Below are 11,832 nucleotides of genomic sequence, written 5' to 3'. Positions count from 1 at the left end.
CCATGCGTTGCGTCGCCGAGGTGGGCTACTCGCAAAGCACCATCCGTGAGATCGCAAAGGCTGCCGACATGACCAGCGGCAGCCTCTACCACTACTTTCCGAACAAATCCGAGCTCCTCAAAGCAACTGCCGACGAGATCGACGACATCGTGTTGCCCCGATTACGCGCCGCCGTCGCGCAGTCCGATGACGTTGTCGAGCAACTCGACACCGTGTTGGACGAGTCGAAACGATTGATGCACGACTACCCGTACCTGCCCGCGTTCCTGCGGGCGGTTCGTTCGGAAAGCACGGCGAAATCCCCGCATGACGGGCCGCAGTACCCCGGCTCCAAAGCGTTGCACGACATCGTCGCTGAGATTGTCGAGCGGGCGCACGCCCAGGGCTCGCTGTCCCCCGGCACCGCCCCCGGACCCGCCATCGATGCCATCTGCGCTTTGACCCGCGGATTGACCGAGCCGGCGGCCAGGCTGAGCCCGGAAGCCTACGAGGCCACTCTGGCGTCGGCCAAGCGGATGATCAGGGGGACGCTGTTCGCACCGACCACGAAGGCGGCCGGTGGGTGAGGACATTGCTCACCGCGTTACGGCTGAACATGACCAACATTGCCGACCCCACGGCACGGCACGGGGACCGCTATAGGGCCGCGCTGGAGATGGCGGAGTACGCCGATACCAACGGTTTCACTGCCGTCAGCGGCGAGGAACACCACCTGGCCACCACGGGTTGGCTACCGTCGCCCCTGCTGCTTGCCGCCGCTCTCGCCGGACGAACCCGCCACGTCCGCATCAGCGTCAACGCGCTGATCGTGCCGCTCTACGATCCGATTCGGCTCGCCGAGGACATCGCTGTGTTGGACAATCTCGCCCAGGGGCGATTCAGCTTCGTGGCCGGAATGGGTTATCGGCCCGAGGAATACCATGCCGCCGGCAAGGATTGGTCGCAGCGGGGTGCACTGATGGATCGCTGCCTGTCGGTGCTGCTGCAGGCATGGGGGGACGAACCGTTCGAGTATGACGGCGCCGTCATCAACGTCACGCCCAAACCGCATACTCGGCCGCACCCCTTTTTCTTCGTCGGCGGAATGACCGCGGCCGCAGCGCGGCGCGCTGCGCGTTTCGGGTTGCCCTTCTCGCCACCGATGGCCATGCCCGATCTGGTCGCCTTATACGAACGGGAATTGCGCGAACGCGGCAAGACAGGCTTTGCCTACCATCCCGAAAACGGCAGCACCGTCACGCTCCTTCACCCTGACCCCGACGAAGCCTGGTCGCGCTACGGCGGTTTCCTCATGAACGAGGCCGCCGAATACAGCGGTTGGAAGCGTGCCGGTGTGCCACGGCCCAACGAGTCTGCCGCCGCGTCGATTCGGGAGCTGCGGCGGCTCAACAACGTCGAGATACTCACCCCCGAAGAATTGGTCGCACAAATTCGAAGCGGCAGAACGGACGTGGTGATGAATCCGCTGGTGGGCGGACTGCCGATCGAGGACGGGTGGGCCAGCTTGCACCGGTTGGTTGACGAGGTGTTTCCGCACGTGCGTACCCCGCGTCCACCGGCGATACCGCCAGATGTTAATGGTGATTAGCGATCCCGGTGGTTTGGGATTCGTATAAGAGGGCAAAATAGGCGGCATGATCGCACGTCTTGTTGGTTTAGCAGCTGCCGTGACCGCAGGTCTCAGTGCCTCCGTCCTGATATCCGCGCCGCCCACCGCGTCCGCCGAACCCTGTCCCGACGTAGAGGTGGTGTACGCGAGGGGCACTGGTGAGGAGGGTCTTGGCCAAACCGGCCAGGCCTTCGTCGACGCGTTGCGTCCGCGCCTCGGCCCGCAGTCGATGGGCGTCTACTCGGTCAACTATCCCGCGAGCGAAGAGTGGGCCACCGGCATCGACGGGATCAGGGATGCCGGCGCTCACGTGAACTCGATGGCCGGCGCCTGTCCCAAGACCAAGATGGTGCTCTCCGGCTTCTCCCAAGGTGCCGCCGTGATGGGCTTCGTGACGTCGGCACACGTGCCGGACGGGGTTGACCCGGCGACCGTGCCCAAACCCCTGGATCCCGCCGTGGCAGAACACGTCTCGGCCGTGGTTTTGTTCGGGACCCCCAACGTGCGCGCCATGGAGTTCCTCGGCCAGCCCTCGGTAGCCATCGGTCCGCTTTATCAAGCGAAGACCCTCAAGATATGCGCCTTCGAGGATCCGGTGTGCTCGGAGGGGATGAACTTCGCCGCCCACAATTCATACGCGGACGACGCGGAGATGATCGATCAGGGCGCGGCTTTTGCCGCCAGTCGAGTGGGCGGCCCCGGTCCCGCGCCTGCGCCAGTACTTCCCGGCTTCGGAAACTGACACAGCTGTTACCTGGCCAGTCCGGCAACCAGCGACCGTAGGCCGAAGTCGAACTCGTCGGCCAACGGCACGGGCAGTTGGTCGGCGGCGGCAGTCGTCGCGGGGTATCGAGCGGGATCGAGTCGTTGAAACGCTGTTTCTACCTGCGCGTCATTGACTTGTGATTCCGCGCAGACCTGCATAGCGAAACCCAGAACGTAGCGCGACAGGGTGGCATAGATGCGCGCCGCAGTCTGCGCCGGAAAGCCGCTGTCTAGTAGCACCGAAAGCAGAAACTCCCGCTGCGCCATCGCGTTGGGCCCCATCGGGACATGCCCGACCAGCAGGGGCGCGACCTTCCCATGCCGGCGCAGTGCATCAAACATGTTCTGCGCAAACGAGATACAGACCTCGTCCCACGCCAAACCGACGGCATGCTCCCAGCTGACCTCTCCGAGCATCCGATCGACGACCATGGCCACCAATTCGGTCCGGCCGGCGAAGTGCCGGTAGAGCGTCGCGGTGCCAGATCCGAGGCGCTGCGCCAGCGTCCGCATCGACAGCGCGTCGGCGCCTTCGTCATCGACGAGGTCCAGGGCCGCGCCCACGATCCGTTCCGGCGGCAGCGCCGGACGTCCCCGGCGCCGCGATGGGTTGACATCATCAGTATTTATGGTGACACTGTATCCATAAATAGACCGCGGCGTCAACGCCCCTGCTACTAAGGATGTTTCGTTATGCTCCTGCCCCTGGCGAGGGAACCGTACACGGCGCCCACCGACCGCGACATGCTCCCGTCCGAGCGTCGCGAATTCGTCCGTAGCCACCGCACCGCGGTGTTCGGTTACCGACGGCGCAACGACGGCCCCGGGATGTCGATCGTTTACTACATCCCCACCGACGACGACGAGTTGCTGGTCTCGACCATGGCCGGCCGCGGCAAGGCGCGCGTCATCAGGCGTGACGGCAAGATCAGCTTGTGTGTTCTTGACGAACGGTGGCCTTTCACCTACTTGCAGGTGTACGCGGATGCGACTTTGGACGAAGACCGCGCCTTGGCGGCCGACGTGATGATGGCGGTGGCGGGACGGATGTCAGGTCAGCCACTCGGCGAGGAAGCGCGTCCGGCGGTCGAAGCAATGTGCGAGCGGGAGAACAGGGTGGTGATTCGTTGCCGCCCCTACTCGACTTTCGCCACACCGCCGCGCCACCTGCACCGGAACGAACAGGTCGAACGACTGTCGCACTGGGTCTCAGGCGTGGTGGCGTGGGACGCCGTCGACTCAAATCACCCGGTTGCGTAGCGGTCGCGCAGCTTGCTCAGCGTCGCCTCGATGCCGGATGCGTTGGACTTCGCGAAACCCATTCGCTCGTAGTACTTGAGCTTGTTCTTCACCGTGCCGGCGCTGTGGTAGTCGAACGTCTCGGTCACTTGGGTGAGGGTCGGTGAGATCGCCTCGAATTCCCATCGCCACCGGTGGCCTAACAGATGACGCCACTCGACCACCTCGTATGGCTTGAATTCGGTCACCGTGCTGGTGATTCGGTAGGGCAAGCCGAGCATTTTCATGTTCGTCGAAAACTTGGCGCCTTCGCGAAGTTCGTCCGGCGCTTTGACGTTGTCGCGCACCGTTCCTGAGCCGTCCAGTTCACTGTGACGCCGGGGATCCGCGGCCATCGCGAACAATTCGCTTGCCGGCGCGGCAACTTCGACGCGCCGACTCACCCGTCGGGGGCCTCTTTCGACAATCGTGACGGTCATCGTGATTCCTCTCTTTTCACAGCTGTTGTGGTGCTGCGAAATTCGGGTAGTCCGACCTCGCCTTCCACATCTACCAGCCATCCAACTCGCGAGACCACGCGCAGGTCAACGTTTCGCCGTCGGCGCCCGGCGTGCACATGACCTGGAAGCCGGCTGCGGCGCACCTTGACTCGCATACCCCATTGGGGTATAAAACTGGTACCCCCTGGGGGTATATGGAAGGAGCGCGTCATGATCACACGCGAGTACCAGGTGTCCGGGATGTGCTGCGGGCAGTGCGAGATCACCGTCCTAGACGAGGTGGCGCACGTCGCCGGAGTTGAAGTCGCTGAGGTCAGCGCGCGTACCGGACGGCTGACCGTCACGAGCTCGAATCCGGTCGACACGCTTTCGGTTCTGGATGCGATCGACGAGGCCGGTTTCACCGCGCTGCTGGTCTCATGAGGACGCCCGCCAAACTCGCGGTCTTCTGCGTCGGGCTTGTGGCCGTCTTCGGCGCGTCGATATGGGTGGGCGGTATGGTCGGTCCGGCCAACCATGGCGACGCTTCCCGTAGCCGGACCACCGAACACGCCGCCGAACATGGCACCGCACACGGCAATCCGGTACGCGGTGTGTCGCTCAGCGAGGGCGACGTCATGCTTACGTCGGTTACCGCACCGACAACGGTGCAGACCCAGGGCATGCTGTCGTTTCGGATCGAAACTCTGGCCGGGGTGGCGGTAACCGAATTCGATACCGAGAACACTAAACAGATGCACCTGATCGTGGTACGCAGCGACGGTGCCGAGTATCGCCATGAGCACCCGACCATGAACACCGACGGTCGATGGTCGATCCCCTGGGCGTGGGACACCGCGGGAACCTATCGAATTTTCGCGGACTTCGTCCCGAGCCAAACAGGCGCTGGCACAGTACTTTCCGACACTGTCGAGGTCGGTGGGGTGTTCAACCCGCGCACTGCAACCAACGTTTCCCGCATCAGCCGGGTAGCCGGGTTCACCGTCTCGATCGACGGCAGTCTGCAGACCCGAACGGCCTCGACGCTGAAAGCGACTATCAGCCGCGACGGCAAACCCGTGACCACGCTGCAGCCCTACTTGGGGTCATACGGACACCTGGTCGTACTGCGGGCGGGCGACCTGGCCTACCTGCACGCGCACCCCGACGGTCCGGACGCCCGCTCAGGATCCACCGCGGGACCCGAAATTTCTTTTGGCACAACACCTCCTACCGCGGGGTGCTACCTGCTCTACCTCGATTTCCAAGTTGACGGACAAGTGCACACCGCCCAATTTGTCGTCGATGCCGGCAATCCGTCGGCAGCTCACCAGTAAAGGAGGAGGCCGCGATGACCACCATCGAACTCGAAATCTCGGGAATGACCTGCGCCTCGTGCGCGGCACGCTTGGAAAAGCGGCTCAACACCCTGGCTGGCGTCGCGGCCACCGTCAACTACGCAACCGAAAAGGCCAGCGTTGCAATACCTTCGGGCTACGATCCGCAGACCCTTGTCGCCGAAGTCGAAGACGCCGGATACACCGCGGTCTTGCCGCAACACCACGAAGGTGCCGGGGACGCATCCCCGGACCCGGAATTGACATCGCTACGTGAGCGTCTGGTCACGTCGATCATTCTCGCCAGCCCGGTGATCGCGATGGCGATGGTCCCGGCCCTACAGTTCCGCTACTGGCAATGGGCCGCGCTGACCTTGGCGGCGCCGGTGATCGTGTGGGCCGGCAAGCCGTTTCACCAGGCCGCCTGGGTCAATCTCAAGCACGGCACGGCAACCATGGACACCCTCGTTTCGGTCGGGACCCTCTCGGCCTTCTTGTGGTCCCTGTATGCCCTGTTTCTCGGGACAGCCGGGGAGGCCGGCATGCGCCACCCGTTCGAGCTGACCGTGACGCCTAGCGACGGCGCCGGCAACATCTACCTCGAGGTGGCCGCGGGCGTGATTATGTTCGTCCTGGCTGGACGCTACTCCGAAAAGCGCTCCAAGCGCCGCGCCAGTGCCGCGCTGCGCGCTCTGCTCGAACTCGGCGCCAAAGATGTCGCGGTGCTACGTGAGGGCAGCGAGATCCGGATTCCCGTTGAGCGGCTCGGCGTAGGCGAGGAGTTCGTCGTGCGTCCCGGGGAGAAGATCGCCACCGACGGCGTAGTGGTCTCGGGGTCGTCGGCGGTGGATGCTTCGATGCTCACGGGCGAGTCCGTTCCAGTCGAGGTGGGACCCGGCGACACTGTCACCGGGGCAACCGTCAATGTCGGCGGGCGCCTGCTGGTGCGGGCGGCCCGGGTCGGTGCCGACACGCAGTTAGCCCACATGGCCACGCTCGTCGAAGCGGCGCAGACCGGCAAAGCGCAGGTCCAGCGGCTGGCCGACCGGGTATCGGGGATCTTTGTGCCCGTCGTGATCACGATCGCGGTCGGCACATTGGGGGTGTGGCTCGGCGCGGGCTTGCCGCTCTCCGCGGCGTTGACGGCCGCGGTCGCGGTGCTCATCATCGCCTGCCCATGCGCCCTCGGGCTGGCGACTCCCACCGCGTTGCTGGTCGGCACCGGCCGAGCCGCACAACTGGGCGTGCTGATCAAAGGACCCGAGATCCTGGAATCCACCCGTGCGGTCGACACGATCCTGCTCGACAAGACCGGCACGGTGACCACCGGCAAGATGACTCTCATCGACGTCGTCACCGCGGCCGATACGGACCGCGCCACGGTATTGCGTTTGGCCGGAGCACTCGAGGACGCCTCCGAACACCCCATTGCACAGGCAATTGCCAAGCGCGCCAAGGCCGAAATCGGGACCTTGCCGCAACCCGAAGAGTTCATCAGCGTGGCAAGCAAAAGCGTGCGGGGCCGCGTAGAAGGTCGCGCAGTCGTGGTCGGCCGAGCCGACCAGCTTGATCCGCACCTGGATCCGCTGCTGGAAGCAGCCAAGGCCCGCGCCGAGGCAGACGGCAAGACAGCCGTTGCGATCGGATGGGACGGCCGCGTCCGCGGTCTCCTGGTCGTCGCCGATACCGTCAAACCCACCAGCGCCGAAGCCGTCCAACAGTTCAAGCGCCTGGGCCTGACGCCCATCCTGCTCACCGGTGACAACCACGCCGTGGCGCAACACATCGCCGCCGAGGTCGGCATTGACCAGGTGATCGCCGAGGTGCTGCCCGACGGGAAGGTCTCGGTCATCCAGGCATTGCAGGCTCAGGGCAGCGTCGTCGCGATGGTCGGCGACGGTGTCAACGATGCCGCCGCTCTGGCTACCGCCGACCTCGGACTGGCCATGGGGACCGGTACGGACGTGGCGATCGAGGCGGCCGACATAACCCTGATGAGCGGTGACCTGCGTGCCGCGGCGGACGCGATCCGGCTGTCCCGCCGGACACTGGCAACGATCAAGACCAACCTTTTCTGGGCCTTCGGCTACAACGTCGCTGCGCTGCCGCTGGCGGCATTCGGGCTGCTCAACCCGATGCTGGCCGGCGCCGCGATGGCGTTGTCCAGCGTGTTCGTGGTCGGCAACAGCCTGCGGCTGCGTTCGTTCACCAGCGTCGCCGGGCGGCCCGTGCCACGAGATGTACTGGGTCCGCAGGGGTCACTGTGATTGCCGCAACAAATGGGTCACCCCCGGCGCTCCGCCCGGTATATCGGCGCTGGTCATGGTACGGTTCGCTGCTGTGGTGCCGTCGCTGAACATGCTGGATAGCAGCCCGGATTCGGGCGTGCGTAAGCGGCGTCGCACCATGCGATTGAGTGCGGCCGTCGAATGTCCGAGCTGAGCCGCCGCCGGTTTCTTGGGTCCCTCGCAGTCTCGACTGTTGCGGGCGTGGGTCTGGCCCGCTGCATGGTCGACCCACAACCACGCACATTCGCCCAGACGCCTGCCGCCGCCCAAGCCATGCCGCCCGCCGGCCCGACCGTGGCGGGCCTGCTGCCACCGCCGCCCCCGAGTGCACGCATCCGGCTTCCCGGTGGCGGCGTGCTCAGCCAGCTGCCGGGCACTGGTGATCTGCTGGCACTGACCGTCGACGACGGCACCAATAGCGAGGTCGTCCGCGCCTACACTCAGCTCGCCAAGGACACCGGCATCCGGTTGACATTCTTCGTCAACGGAACCTATGACTCCTGGATCGACAACCAGGCACTGCTTCGGCCACTGGTCGAATCCGGGCAGATCGAACTCGGTAACCACACCTGGTCGCATCCCGATCTGACCACGCTGTCCAAAGGCGATATCGCCAAGCAGTTGATGCGCAACGACGACTTCCTCAAGAAGACGTATGGCGTTGCGGCGAAGCCATATTGGCGTCCGCCGTACGCCAAGCACAATGCTGCCGTCGACGCCGTGGCCGCCGACCTGGGCTACAGCGTCCCGGTACTGTGGTCAGGGTCGCTGTCAGACTCGACGTTGATCACCGAGGAATACATCGTGAAGATGGCCGATCAGTACTTCGTTCCGCAGGCCATTGTCATCGGACATCTCAACCACTTGCCGGTCACCCACGTCTACCCGCAGCTGGTCGACATCATCCGTGCGCGGAACCTTCGGACCGTCACCTTCAACGACATATTCCTCAAGACGCCCTGAGTCGCACTGCGAGTCCGTCCACCTCCTGCGACCAATGAGAGCCCGTCGGACGATCGCCTCGGTTGCCGCGACAGCCATGCTGATGGCCGCATGCACCGACAGCGCGCCCGGGCCGGGCAACCCGTCCCCATCTTCGCCGGTCATTACCACGAGACAGGCCACGCATGGCCCGTCGTTTCCGGAGTGCGGCGGCGTGAGCGACCAGACCCTCGCGCAACTGACCCGAACAGCCGGGCTGGTCGTCACCGCCCGCAATCCATTGGGTTGCCAGTGGCTGGTGAACGGCAGCATTACGGGGCCATGGTTCTCGTTCAGCTGGTTTCGCGGCAGCCCAATCGGGCGGGAACGCAAGAACGAGGACTTCACCCGTTCCGTAGTCAACGACATCACCATCGACGGGCACACCGGCTATATCGCGATGGCCATCGACCGGCTCGGCACCCGTCTCTGCGATGTGGCGATCCAGTTCGAAGACGACTTCTTCGAATGGTCAATCCAGTTCACCCGCAAGCCATTTCCCAACCCATGCGACATCGCCACCGAACTCTCGCGTCAAACTATCGCCGCAGCGAAGTGAAGCGGGTCTAGGGCTACCGGCCCACGGTGATGCATCATGACGCGGTACGACGCTCGGCGGAGGGGCTGAACCAGATGCGGCGCGCCTGGGGCGCGATCTCGGCGGCGCGGTCGTCGAGTTGGTCCAGCGTCAGGCTGCTGATTGGATGCGAGGCGACCGCCGGTTCGAGGCTTGCCAGGCCTCGCGATTCGCGCTGCAGGCGTGCCTCCAGCTCGAATTCCGTTGTCACGATTGCCACTGTCGGCACTCCCGCTTGTTCGAGCCGAACGGCGTCGTTGACGCACGCCGAGCAACAGGAGCCGCAGTCGCCGATCGCGGTCAGCGCGATGTCGTTCTCGGTCGCGATCTGGGCGATCAACTCAGGACTGGCATCCGAGGAGAAGTGGTGCTTGTCGTAGTAGGTGACTGCGGCGAAGGACAGTCCGTCGTCGATCAGTCGGCGCACCGTGGCGCGCAGCAACTTAGCGGCGTTCCATTTGGTGTTGCTCAGCACACCTAGGCGCAGACCATCGGTGCGATTCGGACGGGGCGCCGACGGGATCGACTCGACGTCAACAACGCCGCACGGGTCGTAAACCAAGTGGGACATGGCTTTTCCTTTCGCTGTGGCTTCTACAGTCGGCAACTACCGTCGGAACAATCCAGCTCCCGGGTGTTGTTGCGGTCACGAGATTTGTTGTCCGCGACCGCGCGCAACACCGGCGTCGTCGCGGTACTCCAACCAGGCAGGAATGCCGAGAACCTACCGGCCGATCCACCCGCCACGAAGAGGTGAATGTCGTCGGGTGTGAAGACAATTGGCACCTGCTGTCCCGGCTCACGCGGATACCACTTGGGCAGATTGCGGTTGTAGGTTTGTCCGCCGGCGGGCGCATAGTAGTTGCCATAGCTCACGTCGTCCCAGGAGTTGGTGCCCTGTAGCCAGAGATAGCGCCGCACGTCGTCGCGGGACCAGCCGAAGGACGCGATCGTTCGGGCGTGCTCCACACCGATGACGACGGTGCAGGAACCGCCCAGGACGGCGTTGTTGTGTGCGACGGTACTCATTGCCGAGGCGATGGAGTCCAGAATGCCTTGTGGGTCATCAGAAATATGGTTGGTGACACTGTGTGGAGCTTCCGCGCCGATCACCAGGACCGTGCTGTCTTGCGGAGCATAGCCGTGCTCGACGTGATAAGGCGCCCAGGGGCTGGCCTCCTCGTTTTCGGCGATGCAAAAGGTGTACTTGCCCGGGTGTCCCAGGGTGCTCTTGTCCAGCTCGCCCGGGATGCCGCCGCCGACACTGAGCAGGACCAACCGCACCGCACGGCCGATAGTGGCATTGGCACGGTTGCCCGACCCGAAAACGTTTCCGCCGGAATTCATTCCGATCTGCCGAGCGATCGGGCCGTTGACCACGATCAGCGGTGACACGACGTGGGTGGTGGCCTGGATACCGTTGAGGTTGAATCGCGGGTCGGTCAGCGCGAGTACGGCGGCCCGCACTACCGGTGCGTATTCGGGTTTGCAGCCGGCCATCACCATGTTCACCGCAAGCAGTTCACAGGTCAGGCTGCCCCACCGGGGCGGGATTCGGGCCACCAGTTCGGTGGGGTTCTGACCCAGCGTGTCGACCATCGCGGCGACCCGTTCCGGCGTGGGCGGGACGACGGGCAGCCCGTCGCTCCACGGCTGGTCGAAGTAGTACTCGACGAGGTCGCGCTCAGCGGGGATTGGTGCGGTCATGTGCAAACCGTAAATCGCTTACATCATGTTGGTCCAAGACATATTTGCTCAGCTTTCATATACTGTGGATATGACAGATCCGGAGTTGCGGTTGCTTCGGTACTTCGTGACGGTCGCCGAGGAACGGCATTTCGGGCGCGCCGCGCAGCGGCTACACATTGCGCAGCCGCCGCTGAGTCAGCAGATCCAAAAGCTGGAGCGCCAATTGGGCACCGCACTGATCGATCGGTCCCGGCGACCGATCGAGCTGACCGACGCCGGCACCGCGCTCTTTGAGGAGGCGCGCCTGGCGCTTACCCACGCCGAGCGAGCCTTCGCCGCCGCACGCCGCGCCGGCACCGGCCAGCTCGGTCATCTGCACATCGGCGCGATGCAGGCGGCCATCGACGGAGTGCTGTCCTATGTCATGCGCGCGCATCACCGGCAGTATCCCGACGTCAAGCTCGAGCTCACCGAACTGGGCAGCATTGAGCAGGTGGTGGGGCTGAGCGAGCACCGCATCGATGTCGGTTTCCTGCGCGGGCCCGTCGACGACCCGTCGCTGACGATTCACTCCCTGATTGACGATCCGCTCGCCGCGGTCGTATGCGAGGAGCACAGCCTGTCCGAGCGGCAACGCATCGATCCGGCGGAGTTGGCCCATCAACCGATGATTTTGTGGACCCGGGCGGCGGCCACCAGTGCCAGGATCGTTTGGACGCGTGGCACTTCGTCGACGATGGGCGGATCGATCTCATGCATCCGAAACAGTTCGACGACATCGGCGTAGGTGGTGGTGGCCGCCGCCCGGGTCCACAAAATCATCGGTTGATGGGCCAACTCCGCCGGATCGATGCGTTGCCGCGCGGAC

At 64.5% G+C, this 11,832-nt stretch carries 14 protein-coding genes and 1 pseudogene; 10 read left to right on the top strand and 5 right to left on the bottom strand.

Going from position 1 to position 11,832, the window contains the following annotated elements; genetic code table 11:
• The 3 genes from A5634_RS24005 to A5634_RS23995 all read left to right on the top strand — a co-directional run.
• A partial coding sequence (locus tag A5634_RS24005; protein WP_081290630.1) for a TetR/AcrR family transcriptional regulator occupies nucleotides 1–566 on the top strand: 566 nt, incomplete at its 5' end.
• 29 nt (nucleotides 567–595) lie between these two features.
• Nucleotides 596–1,588, top strand: coding sequence for an LLM class flavin-dependent oxidoreductase (locus A5634_RS24000; protein ID WP_065146530.1), 993 nt, complete (start codon nucleotides 596–598; stop codon nucleotides 1,586–1,588).
• 46 nt (nucleotides 1,589–1,634) lie between these two features.
• Nucleotides 1,635–2,351 carry a cutinase family protein gene (locus A5634_RS23995; RefSeq protein ID WP_065146529.1) on the top strand — a complete coding sequence of 239 codons (717 nt, stop codon included), beginning with the start codon at nucleotides 1,635–1,637 and terminating at the stop codon, nucleotides 2,349–2,351.
• 8 nt (nucleotides 2,352–2,359) lie between these two features.
• On the opposite strand, the gene A5634_RS23990 is transcribed toward A5634_RS23995, so the two are convergent.
• Nucleotides 2,360–2,938: a TetR/AcrR family transcriptional regulator gene (locus A5634_RS23990; RefSeq protein ID WP_301337127.1), complete on the bottom strand. Its 579-nt coding sequence runs from the start codon at nucleotides 2,936–2,938 to the stop codon at nucleotides 2,360–2,362.
• A 129-nt stretch (nucleotides 2,939–3,067) separates the two neighbouring features.
• Between A5634_RS23990 and A5634_RS23985 the strand changes: the two genes are divergently transcribed.
• Nucleotides 3,068–3,634 (top strand): pyridoxamine 5'-phosphate oxidase family protein, encoded by a 567-nt coding sequence (locus A5634_RS23985; RefSeq protein ID WP_065146528.1) that lies wholly within the window; start codon nucleotides 3,068–3,070, stop codon nucleotides 3,632–3,634.
• Here A5634_RS23985 and A5634_RS23980 read toward each other — a convergent pair.
• Nucleotides 3,619–4,092, bottom strand: a complete 474-nt coding sequence (locus tag A5634_RS23980) for an SRPBCC family protein (RefSeq protein ID WP_065146527.1) — start codon at nucleotides 4,090–4,092, stop codon at nucleotides 3,619–3,621. The genes A5634_RS23985 and A5634_RS23980 overlap by 16 nt on opposite strands.
• Nucleotides 4,093–4,323: 231 nt before the next feature.
• On the opposite strand from A5634_RS23980, the gene A5634_RS23975 reads away from it, so the two are divergent.
• The 5 genes from A5634_RS23975 to A5634_RS23955 all read left to right on the top strand — a co-directional run bounded on the left by A5634_RS23975 (nucleotide 4,324) and on the right by A5634_RS23955 (nucleotide 9,257).
• A complete protein-coding gene (locus tag A5634_RS23975) occupies nucleotides 4,324–4,536 on the top strand; it encodes a heavy-metal-associated domain-containing protein (protein WP_065146526.1) in 213 nt (70 codons plus the stop codon).
• Entirely contained in the window at nucleotides 4,533–5,429 is an 897-nt protein-coding gene (locus A5634_RS23970; RefSeq protein ID WP_065146525.1) for a hypothetical protein, read from the top strand. The genes A5634_RS23975 and A5634_RS23970 overlap by 4 nt, the downstream gene beginning before the upstream one ends.
• A gap of 14 nt (nucleotides 5,430–5,443) precedes the next feature.
• Complete coding sequence (locus tag A5634_RS23965; RefSeq protein ID WP_065146524.1) at nucleotides 5,444–7,696, top strand: heavy metal translocating P-type ATPase; 2,253 nt, start codon at nucleotides 5,444–5,446, stop codon at nucleotides 7,694–7,696.
• Between the two features lie 171 nt (nucleotides 7,697–7,867).
• Nucleotides 7,868–8,680, top strand: coding sequence for a polysaccharide deacetylase family protein (locus tag A5634_RS23960; RefSeq protein ID WP_065146531.1), 813 nt, complete (start codon nucleotides 7,868–7,870; stop codon nucleotides 8,678–8,680).
• A gap of 34 nt (nucleotides 8,681–8,714) precedes the next feature.
• Nucleotides 8,715–9,257, top strand: a complete 543-nt coding sequence (locus A5634_RS23955) for a DUF3558 domain-containing protein (protein WP_065146523.1) — start codon at nucleotides 8,715–8,717, stop codon at nucleotides 9,255–9,257.
• Between the two features lie 34 nt (nucleotides 9,258–9,291).
• Here the strand turns inward: A5634_RS23955 and A5634_RS23950 are convergent, their stop codons facing one another.
• Nucleotides 9,292–9,846 carry a UGSC family (seleno)protein gene (locus tag A5634_RS23950; RefSeq protein ID WP_065146522.1) on the bottom strand — a complete coding sequence of 185 codons (555 nt, stop codon included), beginning with the start codon at nucleotides 9,844–9,846 and terminating at the stop codon, nucleotides 9,292–9,294.
• Nucleotides 9,847–9,869: 23 nt separating this feature from the next.
• Complete coding sequence (locus A5634_RS23945; RefSeq protein WP_065146521.1) at nucleotides 9,870–10,982, bottom strand: hypothetical protein; 1,113 nt, start codon at nucleotides 10,980–10,982, stop codon at nucleotides 9,870–9,872.
• A 25-nt stretch (nucleotides 10,983–11,007) separates the two neighbouring features.
• Here A5634_RS23945 and A5634_RS27755 point away from each other — a divergent pair.
• Nucleotides 11,008–11,655: pseudogene (locus A5634_RS27755) on the top strand (LysR family transcriptional regulator); the annotation flags it as partial.
• On the opposite strand, the gene A5634_RS30185 reads toward A5634_RS27755, so the two are convergent.
• Nucleotides 11,625–11,786, bottom strand: coding sequence for a hypothetical protein (locus A5634_RS30185; RefSeq protein ID WP_367593469.1), 162 nt, complete (start codon nucleotides 11,784–11,786; stop codon nucleotides 11,625–11,627). The pseudogene A5634_RS27755 and the gene A5634_RS30185 sit on opposite strands and share 31 nt — an antisense overlap.
• Nucleotides 11,787–11,832: the final 46 nt, after the last annotated feature.

The organism is Mycobacterium asiaticum (assembly GCF_001673365.1).
In the GTDB taxonomy this organism is placed as follows: Bacteria; Actinomycetota; Actinomycetes; order Mycobacteriales; family Mycobacteriaceae; genus Mycobacterium; species Mycobacterium asiaticum_A.
This window is presented reverse-complemented; position numbering and strand designations above follow the sequence as displayed.

Bases quoted from the DNA above. Each gene is read 5' to 3' on its own strand.
- A5634_RS23980 (WP_065146527.1), bottom strand. From the start codon at position 4,092: ATGACCGTCACGATTGTCGAAAGAGGCCCCCGACGGGTGAGTCGGCGC.
- A5634_RS23975 (WP_065146526.1), top strand. From the start codon at position 4,324: ATGATCACACGCGAGTACCAGGTGTCCGGGATGTGCTGCGGGCAGTGC.
- A5634_RS23945 (WP_065146521.1), bottom strand. From the start codon at position 10,982: ATGACCGCACCAATCCCCGCTGAGCGCGACCTCGTCGAGTACTACTTC.
- A5634_RS23955 (WP_065146523.1), top strand. From the start codon at position 8,715: ATGAGAGCCCGTCGGACGATCGCCTCGGTTGCCGCGACAGCCATGCTG.
- A5634_RS23965 (WP_065146524.1), top strand. From the start codon at position 5,444: ATGACCACCATCGAACTCGAAATCTCGGGAATGACCTGCGCCTCGTGC.
- A5634_RS23970 (WP_065146525.1), top strand. From the start codon at position 4,533: ATGAGGACGCCCGCCAAACTCGCGGTCTTCTGCGTCGGGCTTGTGGCC.
- A5634_RS23950 (WP_065146522.1), bottom strand. From the start codon at position 9,846: ATGTCCCACTTGGTTTACGACCCGTGCGGCGTTGTTGACGTCGAGTCG.
- A5634_RS23995 (WP_065146529.1), top strand. From the start codon at position 1,635: ATGATCGCACGTCTTGTTGGTTTAGCAGCTGCCGTGACCGCAGGTCTC.
- A5634_RS30185 (WP_367593469.1), bottom strand. From the start codon at position 11,786: ATGATTTTGTGGACCCGGGCGGCGGCCACCACCACCTACGCCGATGTC.
- A5634_RS24000 (WP_065146530.1), top strand. From the start codon at position 596: ATGACCAACATTGCCGACCCCACGGCACGGCACGGGGACCGCTATAGG.
- A5634_RS23985 (WP_065146528.1), top strand. From the start codon at position 3,068: ATGCTCCTGCCCCTGGCGAGGGAACCGTACACGGCGCCCACCGACCGC.